The sequence below is a fragment of the Brevundimonas variabilis genome (assembly GCF_014199945.1).
Classification (GTDB): domain Bacteria; phylum Pseudomonadota; class Alphaproteobacteria; order Caulobacterales; family Caulobacteraceae; genus Brevundimonas; species Brevundimonas variabilis.
In genome coordinates this window covers 13,376-33,659 of sequence record NZ_JACHOR010000001.1, presented here as the reverse complement: position 1 = coordinate 33,659, position 20,284 = coordinate 13,376, and the positions used below count along the sequence as shown (strand labels likewise).

Annotated in this window: 15 protein-coding genes; 9 read left to right on the top strand and 6 right to left on the bottom strand. The window is 66.9% G+C overall.

Annotated elements, in window-relative coordinates; genetic code table 11:
• The first annotated feature begins 7 nt into the window (after positions 1 to 7).
• The 4 genes from GGR13_RS00145 to GGR13_RS00130 all read left to right on the top strand — a co-directional run bounded on the left by GGR13_RS00145 (position 8) and on the right by GGR13_RS00130 (position 6,077).
• Entirely contained in the window at positions 8 to 415 is a 408-nt protein-coding gene (locus tag GGR13_RS00145) for a hypothetical protein (RefSeq protein ID WP_183211446.1), read from the top strand.
• 66 nt (positions 416 to 481) lie between these two features.
• Positions 482 to 1,363, top strand: a complete 882-nt coding sequence (locus GGR13_RS00140; protein WP_183211445.1) for an ABC transporter ATP-binding protein — start codon at positions 482 to 484, stop codon at positions 1,361 to 1,363.
• A gap of 16 nt (positions 1,364 to 1,379) precedes the next feature.
• The gene (locus GGR13_RS00135; protein ID WP_183211444.1) at positions 1,380 to 4,955 is read left to right on the top strand and encodes a M1 family aminopeptidase; all 3,576 of its coding nucleotides are present in this window, start codon (positions 1,380 to 1,382) and stop codon (positions 4,953 to 4,955) included.
• 480 nt (positions 4,956 to 5,435) lie between these two features.
• The gene (locus GGR13_RS00130; RefSeq protein WP_183211443.1) at positions 5,436 to 6,077 is read left to right on the top strand and encodes an IPTL-CTERM sorting domain-containing protein; all 642 of its coding nucleotides are present in this window, start codon (positions 5,436 to 5,438) and stop codon (positions 6,075 to 6,077) included.
• A gap of 302 nt (positions 6,078 to 6,379) precedes the next feature.
• Here GGR13_RS00130 and alaS read toward each other — a convergent pair whose 3' ends face one another.
• Positions 6,380 to 9,025, bottom strand: a complete 2,646-nt coding sequence (gene alaS, locus GGR13_RS00125) for an alanine--tRNA ligase (RefSeq protein ID WP_183211442.1) — start codon at positions 9,023 to 9,025, stop codon at positions 6,380 to 6,382.
• Positions 9,026 to 9,130: 105 nt separating this feature from the next.
• A complete protein-coding gene (locus tag GGR13_RS00120) occupies positions 9,131 to 9,316 on the bottom strand; it encodes a hypothetical protein (protein WP_183211441.1) in 186 nt (61 codons plus the stop codon).
• A 117-nt stretch (positions 9,317 to 9,433) separates the two neighbouring features.
• Here GGR13_RS00120 and GGR13_RS00115 point away from each other — a divergent pair, with 117 nt between their 5' ends.
• Both GGR13_RS00115 and GGR13_RS00110 read left to right on the top strand, forming a co-directional pair.
• On the top strand, positions 9,434 to 9,799 hold the full coding sequence (locus GGR13_RS00115) for a thiol-disulfide oxidoreductase DCC family protein (RefSeq protein WP_183211440.1): 366 nt from the start codon (positions 9,434 to 9,436) through the stop codon (positions 9,797 to 9,799).
• Positions 9,796 to 10,980 carry an FAD-binding domain-containing protein gene (locus GGR13_RS00110; protein ID WP_221230363.1) on the top strand — a complete coding sequence of 395 codons (1,185 nt, stop codon included), beginning with the start codon at positions 9,796 to 9,798 and terminating at the stop codon, positions 10,978 to 10,980. Before GGR13_RS00115 ends, GGR13_RS00110 begins: the two co-directional genes overlap by 4 nt.
• 235 nt (positions 10,981 to 11,215) lie before the next feature.
• On the opposite strand, the gene recA is transcribed toward GGR13_RS00110, so the two are convergent.
• On the bottom strand, positions 11,216 to 12,298 hold the full coding sequence (gene recA / locus GGR13_RS00105) for a recombinase RecA (protein ID WP_183212235.1): 1,083 nt from the start codon (positions 12,296 to 12,298) through the stop codon (positions 11,216 to 11,218).
• Positions 12,299 to 12,607: 309 nt separating this feature from the next.
• Between recA and GGR13_RS00100 the strand changes: the two genes are divergently transcribed.
• A complete protein-coding gene (locus GGR13_RS00100) occupies positions 12,608 to 13,012 on the top strand; it encodes a hypothetical protein (RefSeq protein ID WP_183211439.1) in 405 nt (134 codons plus the stop codon).
• Between the two features lie 69 nt (positions 13,013 to 13,081).
• Here the strand turns inward: GGR13_RS00100 and GGR13_RS00095 are convergent, their stop codons facing one another.
• Both GGR13_RS00095 and GGR13_RS00090 read right to left on the bottom strand, forming a co-directional pair.
• On the bottom strand, positions 13,082 to 13,804 hold the full coding sequence (locus GGR13_RS00095; RefSeq protein WP_183211438.1) for a DUF1223 domain-containing protein: 723 nt from the start codon (positions 13,802 to 13,804) through the stop codon (positions 13,082 to 13,084).
• Positions 13,805 to 13,881: 77 nt separating this feature from the next.
• Positions 13,882 to 15,768 (bottom strand): M20/M25/M40 family metallo-hydrolase, encoded by a 1,887-nt coding sequence (locus tag GGR13_RS00090; RefSeq protein ID WP_183211437.1) that lies wholly within the window; start codon positions 15,766 to 15,768, stop codon positions 13,882 to 13,884.
• 141 nt (positions 15,769 to 15,909) lie between these two features.
• On the opposite strand from GGR13_RS00090, the gene GGR13_RS00085 reads away from it, so the two are divergent.
• A complete protein-coding gene (locus tag GGR13_RS00085; protein WP_183211436.1) occupies positions 15,910 to 17,745 on the top strand; it encodes a monovalent cation:proton antiporter-2 (CPA2) family protein in 1,836 nt (611 codons plus the stop codon).
• Entirely contained in the window at positions 17,732 to 19,231 is a 1,500-nt protein-coding gene (gene glpK, locus GGR13_RS00080) for a glycerol kinase GlpK (RefSeq protein ID WP_183211435.1), read from the top strand. The genes GGR13_RS00085 and glpK overlap by 14 nt, the downstream gene beginning before the upstream one ends.
• A gap of 150 nt (positions 19,232 to 19,381) precedes the next feature.
• Here the strand turns inward: glpK and GGR13_RS00075 are convergent, their stop codons facing one another.
• Positions 19,382 to 20,284: a hypothetical protein gene (locus GGR13_RS00075; protein WP_183211434.1), complete on the bottom strand. Its 903-nt coding sequence runs from the start codon at positions 20,282 to 20,284 to the stop codon at positions 19,382 to 19,384.

Genomic DNA, 20,284 nt, shown 5'->3' with positions numbered 1-20,284 from the left:
CGAGACGATGACATCTGGACTGAAACACCCGCGCGCCGTGGTCGTCGCCATCCTAGCGATGGCCAGTCCGGCGATCGCATGCACAGCCGAGGATACGCCCATGCCGTCCCAAACACCTGCGGTCAGGACGGTGGCGGCGGTCGACGACATCTATGGCCTGTGGTCGATCCGAGACGGCGACACGGTCTGCCGGATTGCCCTCAGCGCCCTGAAAGCGGGTGTGGGCCATCAGGCGAGCGTCGAACGCTGCGCCGTGCCGTCGCTGAGGGAGGGGTCGATCTGGCGACCCGTCGTCGGCGGTTTCGAACTGCTGGGCCCCGGCGACCGGGTGCTCGCGCGGTTCCGGAAGACCGGGCTCGACACCTTCGAAAGCATGGACGGCCGACTGAGGGGCGAACGGGCCGTCGAGTTCTAAACGATCGGTAACTTGCGGTGGGCAGTCGCCACTGACAAGGTTCCTTGACTTACGCAGGGGGCTGTCATGCTGTCGATCAAGAATCTCGTCCACGTCTATGGAAATGGCACCCGGGCGCTGGACGATGTCAGCCTGGAGGTGCCGCGCGGCATGTTCGGCCTGCTGGGCCCCAATGGTGCGGGCAAGTCGACGCTGATGCGCTCGATCGCGACCCTGCAGACCCCGACCTCGGGCGCGATCGATTTCGATGGCATCGACGTCATCAAGGAGCCCGAGAAGCTGCGCCGGACCCTTGGCTATCTGCCCCAGGATTTCGGCGTCTATCCGCGCGTGTCGGCCTACGACATGCTGGATCACATGGCGGTGCTCAAGGGCATTGCCTCGGGCAAGGATCGCAAGGACACGGTCGACAGCCTGCTGAACCAGGTCAATCTCTGGCCCGTGCGCAAGAAGGCCCTGGCGGGCTTCTCGGGCGGCATGCGCCAGCGGTTCGGGATCGCCCAGGCCCTGATCGGCAATCCGAAGCTGATCATCGTCGATGAGCCGACGGCGGGCCTCGATCCCGAGGAACGCAACCGCTTCCTGAACCTGCTGGCCGAGATCGGCGAGCAGGTGGTGATCATCCTGTCGACCCACATCGTCGAGGACGTGGCCGACCTCTGCCCCCGCATGGCGGTGCTGGCCGCCGGCAAGATCCAGCTGGAAGGGGCGCCCGCCGACCTGATGCAGCGGATGGAGGGCCGGGTCTGGCGCAAGGCCATCGACAAGGAGGCGCTGGAGGATCACCGCGCCCGGTTCGAGGTCATCTCCACCCGTCTGTTCGCGGGCCGAACGGTCATCCACGTCCTGTCCGATCGCCGTCCGGGCGAAGGGTTCGAGCCGGTCTCCGGCGGCCTGGAAGACGTCTATTTCTCGACGCTGAGCGCCTCGCGCCGCGTCGCGGCCTGATCCGGGGAACAGCACCATGTTCGCCAAGGTCGCCGCCTTCGAATTCCGCTACCAGCTGCGCCAGCCGGCCTTCTGGGTCATCGCCATCCTGTTCGGCCTGCTGGGCTTTGGCCTGGTGGCCGCCGGCGAGAACATCTCGATCGGGGGCGGGGGCAATACGAACCTGAACTCGCCGTTCTCCCTGGCCATCACCCACATGATCATGGCCGTCTTCTTCATGCTGGCGACGACCGCCATCGTGGCCAATGTCGTGGCGCGTGATGCGACGTCCGGCTTCGGGCCCATGATCCAGGCCAGCCAGCTGACGAAGTTCGACTATCTGTACGGGCGGTTCCTCGGAGCGTTTGCGGCCGTGGCCCTGTGTTTCTTCAGCGTGTCCATCGGGACGGTGCTGGGCACCCTGATGCCCTGGGTGGACCGCGAGACGATCGGCGCGTTCCGGCCCGACCACTATGCCTTTGCCTATCTGGTGCTGGGCCTGCCGGCGGTCTTCCTGACCTCGGCGATCTTCTTTGCCCTGGCGACGGTCACCCGCTCGATGATGGCGACCTATGTCGGTGTGGTGGCCTTCTTCATCGTCTATCTGACGCTCACGTCGTCGCTGGACCGACCCGAGTTTCGCGACATCCTGGCCTGGCTGGAGCCGTTCGGCCTGTCGGCCTTCGGTGAGGTGACCCGCTACTGGACCCCTGCCGAGCGCAACACGCTGATGCCGGCAATGGAAGGCGTACTGCTTTACAATCGCCTGATCTGGACCGGGGTCGGTGTCCTGTTCCTGGCGGCTGCCTATCTGCTGTACCGCCCGGCCACACGCGGTGCCAAGCTGCGCAAGACCGAGAAGCTGCGCGCCCTGGCCGAGAAGGATGCCGCCACCCCTGTCTCGACCGGCCCGCTGCCGGCACCGAGCTATGGCCTCGCCGCCGGCTGGACCCAGCTGCGCAAGCGGACCGGATTCGAGATGGCCCTGATCTTCAAGAGCCCGGCCTTTGCCGTGCTGATGGTGCTGGGGGCGTTCAATGCCGTCGGAGCGCTGCTGTTCGCGGGCGAGATCTTCGGGGCTCCGACCCTGCTGGTGACCCGTTCGGTCATCCAGCTCCTGAGCGGAGCCTTCGGCATCGTCTCGATCATCGTCGCCATCTACTATGCCGGCGAGCTGGTCTGGCGCGACAAGGAGCGTCGTACCCACGAGATCGTCGATGCGACCTCGACCCCCGACTGGACCTTCCTGGTGCCCAAGGTTCTGGGCCTGACGCTGGTGCTGGTCGCGACTCTGGTCATCGCCACCCTGTCCGGCATTGCCGTTCAGCTCTACAAGGGCGAGGTCGGGCTGGAGCTCGACAAATACCTGTTCTGGTATGTGCTCCCCGAGGCGATCAGCTACGCCCTGCTGGCCATCCTCGCGATCTTCATCCAGGCGATGTCGCCGAACAAGTTCGTCGGCTGGGCGATCATGGTCGTCTATCTGATCACGACCCTGGTGCTGGCCAATCTCGGCTTCGACCACATCCTGTACCGCTACGGATCGACGCCGGCCGTGCCGCTTTCGGACATGAACGGCCGCGGCGATTTCGGGACGGCCGCCAACTGGCTGACGGCCTACTGGACCGCCTTTGCCGTCATCCTGATGGTCATCACCTATGGCCTTTGGCGACGGGGCACCGAAACGCGCTTCCTGCCCCGGCTGAAGCGGTTGCCGCGCCGTCTGATGGGCCCGGCAGGTGCGCTTGCAGCGGTTTCGCTGCTGGCCTTCATCGGGCTGGGTGGGTTCATCTTCGTCAACACCAACGTCTGGAACGACTATCGCACCCGCGACTGGAACGAGACGCTGCAGGCAGACTACGAAAAGACCCTGCTTCGGTTCGAGGACACACCCCAGCCGTCGATCGTCAGCGTCAAGCTGGACCTCGATCTCGACCCGCACACGCCGCGACTGGTCACCAGGGGCAGCTATCTGATCGAGAACCGGACGGGGGCTCCGCTGGGCGAGATGCACCTGCGCTGGCTCGACAGTGACCTGCAGATGACCCGGCTGGACGTGCAGGGTGCCGAGATGGCCCGCGAGTGGGAACGGTTCGATTACCGCATCTATCGTTTCGCCACGCCCATGGCCCCGGGCGAGCGACGCACCGTGACCTTCGAGACCGAGCTGACCCAGAAGGGCTTCCCGAACAGCGGTGCCACGACCAATCTGGTCGACAACGGTACCTTCCTGAACAACTCGGCCTTCGCGCCCCAGATCGGCATGAGCCGTGACGGCCTGCTGAGCGACCGGACCAAGCGGCGCAAATTCGGCCTGCCCGCCGAGCTGCGGATGGCAAAGCTCGAGGACACGACCGCCCAGGGCAAGAACTATATCGGAGCCGACTGGGTCACGGCCGACATCACGGTCACCACGGTGGCCGACCAGACCCCGATCGCGCCGGGCTACAAGGTTTCGGACGTCACGACCGGCGACCGCCGGACGGCCCGTTTCGTCACCGAGGCTCCGATCCTGCATTTCTTCTCGGTGCAGTCGGCGGCCTATGAGGTCGAACAGGAGACCTACAAGGGCATTGATCTGGCCGTCTATTACCAGCCCGGCCACGAGCGGAACGTCCCGCGGATGATCGCGGCGTTGAAGGCCGGTCTGGACTACTACCAGCCTGCGTTCGGGCCCTATCAGTTCCGCCAGGCCCGGATCATCGAGTTCCCCTATGGCCAGTTCGCCCAGGCCTTTGCGAACACCATGCCCTATTCCGAAAACCTCGGATTCATCGCCGACTTCCGCAATCCCGAAAAGATCGACTACGTTACCTATGTCACCGCCCACGAACTCGGGCACCAGTGGTGGGCGCACCAGATCGTCGGGGCCGACATGCAGGGCTCGACCAGCCTGTCGGAAACCCTGGCCCAGTACTCGGCCCTGATGGTCATGGAGAAGACCTATGGCCCGGACAATATCCGCCGGTTCCTGAAGTACGAGCTGGACAACTATCTGCGCTCGCGCGGAACGGAACGGCTGGAAGAGCTGCCGCTCTATCGGGTCGAAAACCAGGGCTATATCCACTACCAGAAGGGCGGATCGGTCATGTATCTGCTGCGGGACCAGCTTGGTGAGGCGGCCGTCAACACCGCCCTGCGCTCGCTGATCGCGGCCCATGCCTTCAAGGGCGCGCCCTATCCGCGTTCGCTGGATCTGGTGGCGGCGCTGCGGGCCAATGCCCCGGCGGAAAAACAGGCGCTGATCACCGACCTGATGGAGCGGATCACCCTGTATGACGTGAAGGTCACCGACACGACCACCCGTCGCCTGCCCAACGGCAAGTGGGACGTCGCCATCACGGTCGAGGCGCGCAAACTCTATGCTGACGGAAAGGGCGAGGAGACCGAAAGCCCGCTGAACGAGACCTTCGACATCGGCCTGTTCAGCGCCGAGCCCGGCAAGAAGGCCTTCGACGAAACCAGCGTCATGGCCTTCCAGCGTCGCCAACTGCGCAGCGGCACCCAGGTGTTCCGCTTCGTGACGGACGAGAAGCCCGCCTTCGCCGGCGTCGATCCCTACAACAAATGGATCGACCGCAACTCGGACGACAATGTGAAGGCGCTGGACTGACCGGCGTCATGATTGAATGACCCTGAGCCGACCCGGACCGTGATGGCTTAACAGCAAACCCCGTAACGCCGTTCTGGAGTGTGGGGGATGCCGGCCAACCCACTCCGGAACGGGATGGCGCTCGCCCACTCGGCAGTTCGGAAGGTCCGCTTTCGGGCGATGCGCCGAATGTCCGCTTTCCGCCTGCCAGGTCATGTCCGATCTCGACCCGTAGCGGACGTTCGGAGGCGTCGGTTTTCAGGTCCGCTCCTAGCTCTTCCCAAGCCGGGTCCACGGCAGCCTTGGGCGAATAAACCATCGGTTCCAGCGGACAGCCTTAAGCGAAAAACTTGCGCCGGTCAGATAGCCAAGCCTGGCCGTATTCTCTCGTTAGCTGATGCTCGGCACGAAAATCTTCTGCGGCACTTGCGTCTGAAAGGTACCGCAGTTACCGACACTTAAGCGACGGCCAGTGCCGTGGTTTTTTGTTCCGGGGGAAACATGGTTCGTAGATTTATCGGCTTAACCATTGCGACTTTTGGTGCCGCGGCATTGATCGCGTTTCCACAAGCGGCCAATGCGGCCGACATTATCACCAATGGTTCTTTCAATACGGACCTGACCGGCTGGACGCTAGATGCAGGGGCAAACTGCACATACTCGTGGTCTAGCGACGTGGTGCCCGGCGTCACAGGTGGACATGCGCGATCAAGCGCGTTTGGACCATCAACTTGCGGCTTGTACCAAACCGTAACGCTACCTGCGGGGCCCGGCGCCCTCACTCTTTCCCTTGGCACTTCCAGCAGCGGGGGCGGCCCCCTCGATCGCAGCTCTCTTCAAATTCGAAGCACGGCCAACGCCGTGCTGACGACGCTATACACCCGCACTGGCGATCAGCCCGTGGACAGCGTCCAAACAAGAGGCCCTTACGACTTGAGCGCCTACGCTGGACAAACTGTGCGAGTTTACTTCGAGACGGTCCATGATTCCGGCCCGTATATTCAACGGATCGACAATGTCGTGCTCGACGCCGGAGCGCCAGCGCCGATTCCCACCCTCTCGGAATGGGCGATGATCCTGTTTGGCACGATCCTCGCCGGAGGCGCAGCGCTGTATATCCAGCGTCGGCAAATGGCCGGCTGACGGCTTTCGCTTCAAAACAAGATCGTTACGGCCCCGCTGGCAATGGCGGGGCCGTTTGCATGTCTGATCACCACCCCCGCAGACATTCGCAACGTCCGGTTTCCCCCAGCTACAAGCCACATACGACTTGGCTCAGCCAGGTTGCCAGCAGAGTCGATTCCGGCGTTTCCAGTGGCCTAGAGCTGCCATTCGGTACCTTAGCCGGAAAGAGTCCACGCCGCTCACAGACGATCTGACCGGCAAATCGGCGCCGGGATCAGGACCGCAGGGATGTCAGCGACAGACGTCCCTGCGGTCGCCAATCAACCCGCCAGCGCAGCCCGCACGGCAGCCAGTCCGGCCTCGGCCAGCGAGCCGTCCGGGGCCCCGCCCTGGGCGAAGTCGGCCTTGCCGCCCGCACCCTGACCGCCCATCGCGATGACGGCGGCGCGGGCGAGGTCGGCCGCGTTCACGCGGTCGGTGACGTCGCTGGTGGCGGCCACGGTGACCGCAGCCTTGCCGTCCGTCACGCCGATCAGGGCCACGACGCCCGACCCGACCTGTTTGCGGAAATCCTCGGCCACGCCGCGCAGGCCCTTGCCATCGACCCCGTCGAGGACACGGGCGATCAGCTTGATGCCGTTGATCTCTTCCGGTGCCGCCGAGGCTGACGAACCGCCGCCCAGGGCCAGCTGCTTCTTCAGATCAGCGACCTGTTTCTCCAGCGTCTTGCGTTCAGCCACCAGGGCCTCGACGCGAGCGGGCACGTCCAGCGGCTGGACCTTGAAGCTCTGGGCGAGCGCCTTGGCCACGCCCGCCTGCGCCAGCAGGAACTGGCGCGCGGCCTCGCCGGTCACGGCCTCGACGCGACGGATGCCCGCAGCGATGCCGGTCTCGCCGGTGATCTTGAACAGGGCGATGTCGCCGGTACGGGCGACATGGGTGCCGCCGCAGAGCTCGACCGAATAGGGTTTCTCGTCCACCAGCGAGCGACCCAGGGTCAGCACCCGCACCTCATCGCCATATTTCTCGCCGAACAGGGCGACGGCGCCGGCCGCAATGGCTTCTTCCGGACCCATCAGCTGGGTCGTGGCGGGCAGGTTCTGGCGGATCACGGCATTGACCTCGGCCTCGATGGCCTCGATCTGGGCCTCGGTCACCGGGGCATTGTGGCTGAAGTCGAAACGCATGCGCTCGGCATCGACCAGCTGGCCCTTCTGGGCCACGTGCGGGCCGAGCACATTCTTCAGTGCCGCATGCACCAGGTGGGCCGCAGAATGGTTGGCGCGGGTCGTTAGCCGGGCGTCAGCCCCGGCGCGGAGCTGCGCCCGGGTGCCGATCGACAGGGTGCCGGACGTGACCTCGACCGTGTGGGCATAGAGGTCGCCGGTCGGCTTCTGGACATCGAGGACACGAGCGGTGCCGGTGTCCCATTCGATCTCGCCCCGGTCGCCGGCCTGACCGCCGCCTTCGCCATAGAAGGGCGTCTGGTCGAACAGGACCTCGGCCGTCTGGCCGGTCTCGACGGCGTCCGCGGGCTGGCCGTCCATCAGGATCGCCAGGACCTCGCCGGACCCGTCCACGGCGTCATAGCCGGTGAAGACGGTCGGCCCGAGACGGTCCTTCAGCGCCAGCCATTCGCTGGTCGAGGCCGACTGGCCCGAGCCCTTCCAGTTGGCCTTGCCGCGCTTCTTCTGCTCTTCCATCGCGGCATCAAAGGCCTCGGTATCCACCGAGAAACCGCGACGACGGGCCTCGTCCTGGGTCAGGTCGAGCGGGAAGCCATAGGTGTCGTACAGGGTGAAGGCGGTCTGGCCGGGGATGACGCCGCCGTCGGCCAGATCGCGCGTCGCGTCTTCCAGCAGCCCCATGCCGCGGCCAAGGGTCGTGCGGAAACGGATCTCCTCCTGCTTCAGCGTGTCCTCGATCGTGGCCTGGGCGCGGGCCAGTTCGGGATAGGCCTCGCCCATCTCGGCCACCAGCGTCGGCACCAGACGGTGCATCAGGGGATCGGCGGCCCCCAGCAGGTGGGCGTGACGCATGGCCCGGCGCATGATGCGGCGCAGGACATAGCCGCGGCCCTCGTTCGACGGCGTCACCCCATCGGCGATCAGGAAGGAGGTCGAACGCAGGTGATCGGCGATGACCCGGTGGCTGGCGGCGCGGTCGCCTTCGGCCTTCGTCGAGGTGGCGTCCTCGGAGGCCTCGATCAGGGTCTGGAACAGGTCGGTGTCGAACACCGAATTCTTGCCCTGCAGCACGCTGGTCATCCGTTCCAGGCCCATGCCGGTGTCGACCGAGGGCTTGGGAAGGCTGCGAACGATCTCGTCGTTCTCCTTCTCGAACTGCATGAAGACGTTGTTCCAGATCTCCACGAACCGGTCGCCGTCCTCGTCCGGAGATCCGGGAGGGCCGCCGGGGATGTGATCGCCATAGTCCCAGAAGATCTCGGTGCAGGGACCGCAGGGACCGCTGTCGCCCATGGCCCAGAAATTGTCCGAGCCGGCGATGCGGATGATCCGGTCGTCAGAGAAGCCGGTGACCTTCTTCCAGATCGCGGCGGCCTCATCGTCGTCGATATAGACGGTAACCAGCAGACGCTTGGGGTCCAGCCCGTAGTCCCTCGTGACCAGCGTCCACGCCTTCTCGATGGCGTGTTCCTTGAAATAGTCGCCGAAGGAGAAATTCCCCAGCATCTCGAAGAAGGTCAGGTGGCGGGCTGTATAGCCGACGTTGTCCAGATCGTTGTGCTTGCCGCCAGCACGAACACATTTCTGCGAGCTTGTGGCGCGCGGGTAGGGGGGCGTCGCCGCGCCGGTGAAATAGTCCTTGAACGGCACCATGCCCGCATTGACGAACATCAGCGTCGGGTCGTTCTGCGGCACCAGGGGGGCCGAGTGGACCTTGGCGTGATCGTCGGCCGCGAAAAAGTCGAGGAAGGTCGAGCGGATCTGTTTCAGACTGGACATGGCTGTTCGGTTTCGGCGATCGGGGACGGCGGGGAACGCGCCTCATACAGAGGTTTGCGCGCGAACGCATCACCCCGCACGCGTGCCCCGCCCGGCCTGCGCCGATCAGTCCTCGATGGCGTCGTCGTCGTCTGACAGCAGGGCGTCCAGCGCCTCGATGATGGCGTCGATCTGCTCGGCGCTGGCGGCCAGGGTCAGGGTGCTGCCTCCGCTGCCGCCGATTTCCAGCAGAAAGCCGTCATCGGTCTCGGCCAGATTGAACAGGGACAGGGTCTCTACGGCATTGGTCATGGTGGGCTCCGGTTCAGGTGTCGGCGTAATGAACAACCACGCGATTGGTGCCGCGGTCAGGGGCTGGATACCGTATGACGCAGCGCGCGCCAGTCCGGGATGTCCTAAGACGCGCAGATGACAAAGGTTACAGTCTGGTTTGACGGGGGCTGTCCGCTGTGTCGGCGCGAGATCGCCCTGATGCGGCGGCTGGACCGGCGCGAGGCGATCGACTTCGTGGATGTGTCGTCCGGAGAGAGCGCCTGTCCGATGGACCGCGATGCCCTGCTGGCCCGGTTTCATGCCCGCGAGGACGGGAAGATGCTGTCGGGGGCGGCCGCCTTTGCGGCGATGTGGCGCGCCATTCCGCTGCTGCGGCCCCTGGGCCTGATCGCGCGCAATGGGCTGGTGCTGGCGGCTCTGGAGCGACTGTACCGGATGTTCCTCAAGGTCCGACCGGGGCTGCAGCGGGCGATGTTCCGGCGTGAGGCGATGGCCCGGTGACGGCTTGGGACCCCACCCGTGCCGCCGGGCTGGAACAGATGCAGGCATTCGCGCCGCGGATGGGTCGGGCCTATTCGGCTAACCGCAACACGGACTTCGGTCCGGGCCGGAACATCTCGGTCTCGGCCCTGTCGCCCTGGATCCGGCGACGGCTGGTCACCGAGGACGAGGCCGTACGGGCCGCAATCGAGGCCCATGGCGCACGCGGGGCCGACAAATTCATCCAGGAGGTGCTGTGGCGTACCTACTGGAAGGGCTGGCTCGAAATGCGGCCCGAGGTCTGGACCCGGTTCGAGATCGAGCGGGCGCAGCATGATCCGATGGCCGAGGCCGTGCGCGCGGCAGAGGAGGGCCGGACCGGTATCGAAGGCTTCGACGACTGGGCGCGGGAACTGGTCGAGACGGGCTGGCTGCACAATCACGCCCGGATGTGGTTCGCTTCGATCTGGATCTTCACCCTGGGCCTGCCCTGGTCGCTGGGGGCGGATTTCTTTCTGCGTCACCTGCTGGATGCCGATCCGGCCTCGAACACCCTGTCCTGGCGCTGGGTCGCGGGGCTGCAGACGGCCGGCAAGACCTATCTGGCGACGGCCGAGAACATCTCGCGCTTCACCGAGGGCCGGTTCCGGCCCAAGGGGCTGGCGACCGAGGCGCGGGCCCTTCAGGAGATCCCGGTCCCGGCGGCTGGTCCCCTGCCGCCCGCTCGCCGCGAGACGCCGGACGGGCCCTATCTGCTGCTGATCACGCCCGAGGACCTGACGCCCGGGGACACCATCGGCCCATGGGAGATCCGGGGTGTCGTCTCGGCGCTGGAGCCCGGGGCCGAACGGCTGGGCGAACATCCGCAGGCCTTTCTGGCCGGGGCGATGGCCGATGCCGAGCAGCGGGCAGGGGTTCGGTACGGCCATCCGGCCCAGAGGCTGGCGGGCCTGACCGGTGAGGCGCTTGTCGAGGCGGCAACCGCGGCCGGCGCGCGCGGTATCGTCACGCCCTATGTGCCGGTCGGGCCCACAGCCTCAGAGCTGACCCGGGCCGGGCCCGTGATCACGGCGGCCGGGCTGGATCTGGTCATGGTACGGCGGCCCTGGGACGACGGACTCTGGCCACTGGCCAGTCGCGGCTTCTTCCCCTTCCGCGAAAGGTCGGAGAGCGCGCTGCGGACCCTGGGTCTGCCCGTCTGATGTTGCGGCTGTCCTGACGAAAAAAGACCGCCCGGGTTGCCCCGGGCGGTCCAACTCCATCCGGCCCGAACCCTGCGGGGTCGGCGGCGGGTCGCAGGGACCAGCCAGACGGAGTGTCTGTGTTCCCCAGCCGAGCCGCAGGGGGGGAGGGGGCAGCGACCATGGCGGGGATTGCCCCTCCACCGCTTCGCGGTCCCCCTCCCCCGTTCGCTTCGCTCCGGGGGAGGATTGTCGATCAGCCCTCGAGGTCCTGACCTTCGTCGGGCTCAGGCGTGCCCAGAAGCTCGTCGGCGATCTTGGCGGTGGACTTGCGGACCTTGTCCTCGATGGCATCGGCCATGTCGGGGTTGGCCTTCAGGAAGTTGCGCACATTCTCGCGGCCCTGGCCGATGCGGGTCGAGTCATAGCTGAACCAGGAGCCGGACTTCTCGATGATCCCGGCCTTGACGCCCAGGTCGATGATCTCGCCCAGTTTCGAGATGCCTTCACCGTACATGATGTCGAAGATCACCTCGCGGAACGGCGGGGCCACCTTGTTCTTGACGACCTTGACGCGGGTGGTGTTGCCGACGACTTCATCGCGGTCCTTGATCGCGCCGGTGCGGCGGATGTCGAGGCGAACCGAGGCATAGAATTTCAGCGCATTGCCGCCCGTCGTCGTCTCGGGCGAGCCGTACATCACGCCGATCTTGTGACGGATCTGGTTGATGAACAGGACGATGCAGTTGGACTTGGAGATCGAGGCCGTCAGCTTGCGCAGCGCCTGGCTCATCAGGCGGGCCTGCAGGCCGGGCAGGCTGTCGCCCATCTCGCCCTCGATCTCGGCGCGCGGCGTCAGGGCGGCGACCGAGTCGACCACCACAATGTCCACGGCCCCGGACCGCACCAGGGTGTCGACGATCTCCAGCGCCTGCTCGCCCGTATCGGGCTGCGACACCAGAAGGTCGTCAAGATTGACGCCCAGCTTCTGGGCATAGCCGGGATCCAGCGCATGTTCGGCGTCGACGAAGGCGGCAGTCCCGCCGGCCTTCTGGATCTCGGCCACGGTGTGCAGGGCCAGTGTCGTCTTGCCCGAGCTTTCGGGACCGAACACCTCGATCACCCGTCCGCGCGGCAGGCCGCCGATGCCCAGGGCCATGTCCAGACCCAGCGAGCCGGTCGAGACCGACGGAATGATGTCCGCCACCCCGCCCTTGCCGAGCTTCATGACGGAACCCTTGCCGAAAGCGCGATCGATCTGCGCGATCGCGGCTTCCAGGGCGCGCTGCTTGTCGCCGTCGTCCTTGCCTACCAATTTCAGATTCGCCTGTGCTGCCACCTTGCCACTCTCCTTTGCCATGATTCCTGTTTCGGTACCGGAAGGAGAGGCCCGCCTTCAGCCAAATGGCTGTGACCCGCTCCCTGTGAGACGCACTATGTGCATGGTTTGTTCTCGTTCACAAGATGTTCTCCCCCGGACCTTCAGTGCCAGGCAGAGGATGCGACCGTTTTTGTCGTATCGACTGCGATAACGCACGATACCGCCGCGTCAAAGAACGACGTTTGGTTAGGAGGCTCGTCACCAAACAAGTTAAGGACGAGAGAAAAGTCGGACTTAACCTGTACGGCTCATGTAGGGATAGCGTGAATGCTGTATTGGGAAGGGATCAGTATGAATAAAGCTTTTACTATAGGTCTTGTCGCTGCTCTTATGGTGTCCGGGTGTGCATCGAACCCTGACTACGTTCGTTCGCAATACATCTCGCCCGCCCAGTATGCGAGCTATAGCTGTGCCGGGATTGAAGAGGATCTTCGAACCATCAGCCGTGAGGTTCACACTCTGACGGGAGACCAGCGACGGCGGGCCAATGAAGACATCTGGTCTGCGGGCGTGGGGCTGGTGGTGTTCTGGCCAGCGCTGTTCTTCCTGATGCGAGGCAACAACGTTGATGATCTGGCGCGCATGCGAGGTGAATACGAAGCACTTGTCGCGGCCTCGCGCCGGAAGGACTGCGCCGGTCTGCAGATCGCCCTGGCAAACCCTGTTTCCTGAACGCGGCGGGGCGGCAGCCGGACGATCACGGCCGCGCCAGCGGCTCCGGCATGGCTGGACCCGTCCTTGTCAGCCGCGCGCGGCGTTGAGGATGGGCCCGCCGTTCGGGGCCTGGATCAGGACGGCCGTCTTCAGGTCGGGACGTGCAGCCGCAGGCAGGCGGAAGCCTCGGGTCGTGCCGGACCAGTCGCCCAGCCGCACGAGCTCGCGCACCACATTGGCGTGGGGCAGGGTGCTGCCGCCGTTCTCTCCGCGGGCCACCGGCACCTCGATCGGGCGCGGCTCATAACGCACCAGCCAGACGTCGGCGGGGGCGACCGGGGCGCGGCCTCCGGCCAGGCCGACGCCGCCATTGCGGATGACGATCTGAGGACCGGTGAAGGGGTCATGCCGGGCAATCAGGGCCTCGATCTGGGCCATCCGCTGGCCGACGACATGGCGGCGGCCGTCGACCACGACCTGGGGTGTCCAGACGTTGTCGGTGCCCAGGCCGCGCTGATAGTCGCGCTGCCGGCGGGTGTAGGCGTCCGAGGCAAAGGTGTCCTTCCACCCCAGCTGGTCCCAGTAGGTCACGCCCCAGCTGAGGGCGAGGATGTCCTGACGCTGGGCCAGGATGCCCAGATTGGCGTTGGCCGGCGGGCAGGACGAGCAGCCCTGGCTGGTGAACAGCTCGACAACGGTCAGGTCGCTGCGGGCCGCGGCGGGCGCTGGCGTGGCTGGTGGCAGCCGGATCGAGGCGGACACCCCGATGGCGACGGCCAGGGCCGATAGCAGGACGATCAGGCGGATCATGGGTCGGTCTCTCCGAACGTGACGGAGCAGCCTTCGTCGAATGTGCCCGTGCGGTTACGCGGCCGGTGCGGACGGGGTCAGCTCGGGCCACCCGGGGCCGGGACCGGCATGGGCTCGGCGATCCGGCCGCTGACGGACAGGCCGCACGCCAGGATCAGGCAGGCCGCGGCCCCGGCCGCCAGGGCCCGGGGCTGGCCGCGCGGGCCAAGGGGGCGCGCGAGCAGCAGAACCAGCAGGCCGATGACGATCAGGGCCCCCGGAAAGTCCATGCCGATGCCGAGGAAGACGCCGTGCGCCAGACCGACCAGCCAGGCCCCGCCGATGACGGTCGCGATCGCCGCCGGGACCAGGGCGACCGGCCGCTCCATCCGGGAATCGACCACGGCCGTCAGCGCAGCAGCGAAGGCGGCCAGCAGCGCCATCCACACGAACAGGAACCCGGCCTCCGGGGCCAGGGCCTGACCCGCAAGCGCCAGCAGGCCAATCAGGGCGACCAGCCCCAGCCACTGACCCCAGGGGGTGCGGGCCGTGCCCTGTGACCACAGGGTCAGGCCGATGGCGATCACGGCAGCGACCAGCACGACGGCATCGAACCCGCCCAGCACCATGGCCAGAAGCGCGGCCCCTGCGATCACGCCCGCCACGACCCGGCGACCGATTCCCTCCCGGCCTGCCAGCAGGACCAGCGCCACCGCGACGACGGCGAGGATCGTCGCCCCCTCCATCCACGGCAGCCGCCGCAACAGGGTGTAATAGGCATCCGCCGAGTCGACCCGCCGGGTCAGCGGCCCGGCCAGCACCCGCACCGCCTGGATCAGCACCAGTCCGCTGGCGACCAGCCAAAGCCCGCCCAGCATCCCGCGTCCCATGTCGGCCAGTCCGGACCGGCTGGCCGTCCCCGAGCGCCAGACGGCGAACCCGGCCAGAAGGACCGTCAGCCCCACCAGCAGCCAGCCCGTGCCTGTGGCATGGCCGATCACGACCCGGCCGAGGATGTCCGCATAGACCCGGTTCGGCCCGGCCTCGGGCAGTGTCTGCACGCGCAGCAGGGTGTCGGTGACCTCCAGCGCCTGCGATCCGATCGACTGGACGCTGCCGGGGTCCAGCGCCTCGGGGGTGGAGGTGGGGGAATGGTACTGGGAGGGGCGGCCGATGAAGGCGAAATTGACCCCGCCGATGCCGCGCTCGCGCGGAATGGTGAAGTCGGTACCGTTGGGCGTCAGGGCATAGACATAGCCGGCCAGCGAGGTCGACGTCGTCCCGCCGTCGGCACGGCGCATGGCCCGGGCAAACAGGGGGATGGTCCCGGCATTGTCGATGCCCGTCTCGAACATGGTGGCCCGGCCCCCGCCGCCCCTTGCCTCCAGATTGACGACCATGCCGATCCGGTCGCGCATCGGATGCTCGCTGAAGAACAGGCGTGCGCCGTCCAGATTCAGCTCCTCGGCATCGGTGATCAGCACAACCAGTGTCCGCTCGAGCGGTCCGCGGGCCTTGATGGCGCGGACAGCTTCCAGAATGGCGGCGACTCCGGTCGCGTCATCGGCGGCCCCGGGCGAGCCCCAGGCGCTGTCATAGTGGGCCATCATCATGACGGCGGGTGCAGCCGGATCGCGACCGGCCAGAATGCCGACGATATTCACGGCCCGCTCGCCAGGAACCGGCGGGGCGTCGCGCCACCGGGCCAGCCGCGCGACCGCCTCGGGCGACAGGGGGCCGGACTGCAGCGTCGGGGCCAGCCCCAGCTGCGTCATCCGCTGCACCAGATAGGCCTGGACGCGGGCATGTTCGGGGTCGCCGACCGGGTGGGGTGCGCGGGCGATCTGGCGGATGTCGGCCATGGCCCGCTCGGTCGAAAAGGCCTCCGGTGCCGCATCGGCCCCGCGCGGGGCCGGCACCTGCAGCGCCAGCACGCCGATCAGCAGCGCAAGGATCAGCGAACCGAAGAACAGGCCGAGCCGCATGGTGATCCCCCGATGTACCTGGGCGGAGCTTATAAGCCTTTGCGCCGGAGTCACGCGTTTCCCGGCTCGCCCCGTCAGCCGAGGCCTCGCAATCGCGCGCCTTAATCGCCACTATCCGGACGAACGATCAGGGGGACGGTCATGGCAGAGCCGATTGGGATGGGTCTGGGGCACGCGGTGGCCCTGCTGGCCGCTGCCGTCGTGGCTGTGCCGCTGTTCAAGCGGTTCGGCCTGGGGGCCGTGCTCGGCTATCTGGCGGCGGGACTGGTGATCGGCCCGTTCGGCCTTGGCGTGATCGAGGATGCCGAGTCGGTGCTGCATGTCGCCGAACTGGGCGTCGTCATGTTCCTGTTCATCATCGGGCTGGAGATGCGGCCCGCCCGGCTGTGGAGCCTGCGCCGCGAGATCTTCGGCCTTGGCCTGCTGCAGGTCGTGACCTGCGGAGCCCTGCTGACAGGCGTCGCCCTGCTGTTCGGCCTGCCCGGTCCGGCGGCGGTCATTGCCGGTGCCGGCTTTGCCCTGTCCTCCACGGCGATCGTCATGCAACTGCTGGAGGAGCGGAACGAGAACAACGAGACCGATGGCCAGCGGGTCGTCTCCATCCTGCTGTTCGAGGACCTGGCCATCGTGCCCCTCCTGGCGCTCGTGGCCGTGCTTGGCGGCATCTATGGAACCGCGATCGAGGATCCCCAGCCAATCTGGCTGACGGTCGGGTTCGCGGTTGCCGCGGTGGCGGCGGTGTATGCGATCGGCAAATGGGTGCTGAACCCGGTCTTCCGCATCCTGGCCCAGTATGGCGGACGCGAGGTCATGACGGCCGGGGCCCTGCTGGTCGTCCTCGGCGCGGCCTGGGCCATGGACCTGGGCGGGCTGTCGATGGCCATGGGGGCCTTCCTCGCCGGCGTCCTGCTGTCGGAGTCGACCTTCCGGCACCAGCTGGAGGCCGACGTCGAGCCCTTCCGCGGCATCCTGCTGGGGCTGTTCTTCCTCAGCGTCGGCATGTCGCTGGACCTGCAGGTGGTCATTGCCGACTGGCCGCTCGTGCTGGGCGGGGTCGCCGCCTTCATGGGAGCCAAGATGGCCGGGGTCTATGGCATTGCCCGGATCAAGGCCGCCCATGGCGAGGCGCTGAAACGTGCGGCCCTGATGGGCGAGGGCGGCGAATTCGCCTTCGTCCTGTATGGCGCGGCTCTGACAGCTGGCCTGTTCGAGCCCCGCATGGGGGCCATCCTGTCGGCGGTGGTCATCGTGTCGATGGCCCTGACGCCGCTGCGGATGCTGCTGGCCGACCGGTTCAAGCCCCGCGAGGATGTGTCGATGGAGGGCGTCGATCATGCCCGGAACCTGCGCGAGCGGGTGCTGATCATCGGCTTCGGTCGCTTTGCCCAGGTCGTGGCCCAGCCGCTTCTGGCCCGCGACGTCGACGTCTCGATCATCGAGAACGACGTCGAGATGATCCAGGCCGCCGGCAATTTCGGGTTCAAGGTCTATTACGGTGACGGCTCGCGGCTGGACGTGCTGCGGGCCTCGGGTGCAGCGGATGCCGAGACGGTACTGGTCTGCGTGGACAAGCCTGAGGTGGCCGACCGCATCGTCGAGCTGATGAAGTCCGAGTTCCCGCTGACCAAGCTCTTCGTCCGCGCCTATGACCGGGGGCATTCGATCCGGCTGATCGAGGCGGGCGTCGAATACCATATCCGCGAGACCTTCGAGAGCGCGCTGGTCTTCGGTGAACAGGTGCTGGTCGACCTCGGCTTCAACGCTGCCGACGCCCGCGAGACCATCGAGGACGTGCGCCGGCGCGACGAGGAGCGGCTGACGCTGCAGGTGTCCGGCGGCCTCCAGGCCGGTCGCAACCTGATGCGCGGGAACATGGTCACGCCGCAGCCGGCCCCCTATGTCAAACCGCGTCGCGAGAGCCGCCCGCTGAACGAGGAGGCCGCCGACGTGCTGGAGGAGACCCGTGACCGCGTCTGATCCCGTTCTTCTCGCCATCGACCAGGGCACCAGTTCCAGTCGCGCCATCGCCTTTACCCTGGCGGGCGAAGCGATCGCCTCGGACCAGCAGGCGTTCAAGCAGATCTATCCGCAGTCCGGCTGGGTCGAGCACGACGCCGAGGTGATCTGGGCCACCACCCTGTCGACCGCGCGCAACACGGTCTCTGCCTGTCGGGCCAAGGGCCGCGCGATCGCCGCCATCGGCCTGACCAACCAGCGCGAGACGACGGTCGTCTGGGATCGCCGGACGGGCGCGCCGATCCACAATGCCATCGTCTGGCAGGACCGCCGCACGGCCGACGTCTGCCGCGCCCTGACCGAGGCGGGGCATGAGGCGGAGGTGATCGAGAAGACCGGCCTGCGCCTCGATCCCTATTTCTCGGCCACCAAACTGGCCTGGATCCTCGATCACGTCGCCGGCGCACGTCAGGCTGCGGCCGCCGGACATCTGCTGGCGGGGACGATCGACACCTTCCTGATCTGGCGGCTGACTGGCGGCGCGCGCCACGTCACCGATGCCACCAATGCCAGCCGCACGGCCCTGTATGACATGCGGCACGGCCGCTGGGACGCAGGCCTGTGTGCCCTGTTCAACGTTCCCATGGCCATGCTGCCCGAGGTGCTGGACTGCGCCGCCGACTTCGGCACCACGGAGCCGGGACTGCTGGGCGAGGCCCTGCCCATCCGGGGCGTGGCAGGGGATCAGCAGGCCGCCACGATCGGACAGGCCGTCTTCCAGCCTGGCGACGTCAAGAGCACCTATGGCACCGGGGCCTTCCTGATCCAGAACACGGGCACCGAACTGGTCCGGTCGTCGAACCGGCTGCTGTCGACCATCGCCTACCAGCTGGACGGCCAGGTCACCTATGGCCTGGAGGGGTCGATCCTGTCGGCGGGCTCGACGATCCAGTGGCTGCGCGACGGGCTGGGGCTGTTCTCGAAATCGTCGGAGGTCGAGGCGCTGGCCGCCTCGGTGACGGATACCGGCGGGGTCTATCTGGTCCCGGCCTTCACGGGGCTGGGGGCTCCCTGGTGGGACCCGGACGCCCGGGGCTCGCTGGTGGGTCTGTCACGGGCCAGTGGCCGTGCCGAGATCGCGCGCGCCGGTCTGGACAGCGCCGTCTACCAGACCCGCGACCTGCTGGATGCCATGGCCGCAGACGGCATCGCCTGCGGAAGGCTGAAGGTCGACGGCGGGATGGCCGACAATGCCCTGTTCCTACAGCGGCTGTCCGATGTGCTGGACGTGGAGGTGGTCCGCCCCGTCCTGACCGAGACCACGGCCTTTGGCGCAGCCTGTCTCGCGGGGCTGGGGTCGGGCCTGTTCCAGTCGCTCGATGACATCGCCGCGCTCTGGAAGCCGAGCGTCACATGCCACCCCAAAATGGATACAGCGGCGAGAACTCGGGATCTGTCCGGCTGGAAATCTGCGGTGGAAGCCACCCGGGCCTTCCGACCCATTTAGTTCCGCTCATCCCGGCGAAAGCCGGGACCCAGTCCTTTGGGCGATCGGTAGATACCGGTCCGTGTTGACCTCATCCCATGCACCTTGCCCTGCGAAAGCACTGGGTCCCGGCTTTCGCCGGGATGAGCGGAGCGGGAATGCCTAATGCGCTCACTGGTTTGCGCAGGCAGTTTCAACATTAAAGGTCGGATTGAAGACTGCGCCTTCGAAGCCTGCCGGTACATTGAAGGGGGCCGTCTGCCGAATGGCGCGCAGGGCATTGTCGGCCGTCGCCCTGTAGACCGGGCTAGATTGCGGAGAGATAAGCGTCGGTCCGTCGGTGATACGCCCATCCGCTGAAAGCGTCAGGCTCACGCGGACGCGGAGCTCCCGGGCACCGGGAATGTCGCAGTTGACGGTCCAGTTTGGAATGACCTGACGCAGGATGGCCTGGATTTCGGGGCCCGTCGCCTGGGGTGCCCGGCCGGCACCCTGCTGACCGGTCGCGGGGCGGGGGCCGCGATTGGTCGACGGGCGGCTGGGGCCGGCGAGGGCGTCGAGATCCAGCGGCGGTGCGTCGCTCTTCGCTGCCGGGCGCGCAGGCGCAGGCGTCGTCCGGGGCGGGGTTGCGCGCGGCGGTGTCGGAGCCGGGGTCGGCGCGGCACGAGGGGGCGTCGGTGCCGGACGAGGCGGGGTCGGCGTCGCCTTCTTCGGCGCAGGGGCTGGGGTCGGAGCGGGTCTCGGGGCCGGAGCCTTGGTCACCGGCCGTGGCGTCGGTGGCGGCGGCGTCGGTCTTGGAGGCACCGGGGTCGGTGCGGGCGGGGCAGGCGTCGGCTCGGGCTGTGCTTCCGGCGCACTCACCGGCGCGGTGGCGGCGTCGTCCTCGACGACCTCTTCCGAGGGATTGTCCGCAGGGGCTGCCGCGATCTCCACACTGGAAACAATCGTGACCGGCACGGATGCGATCGAGGGCGGGATTTCCGGCTCGGTCCGTGGCCAGGACACCAGGGCGATCCCGACCACGCCGGCATGCAGCGCGATCGATCCGAGGATGGCCGGGCTGGGACGTTTCAC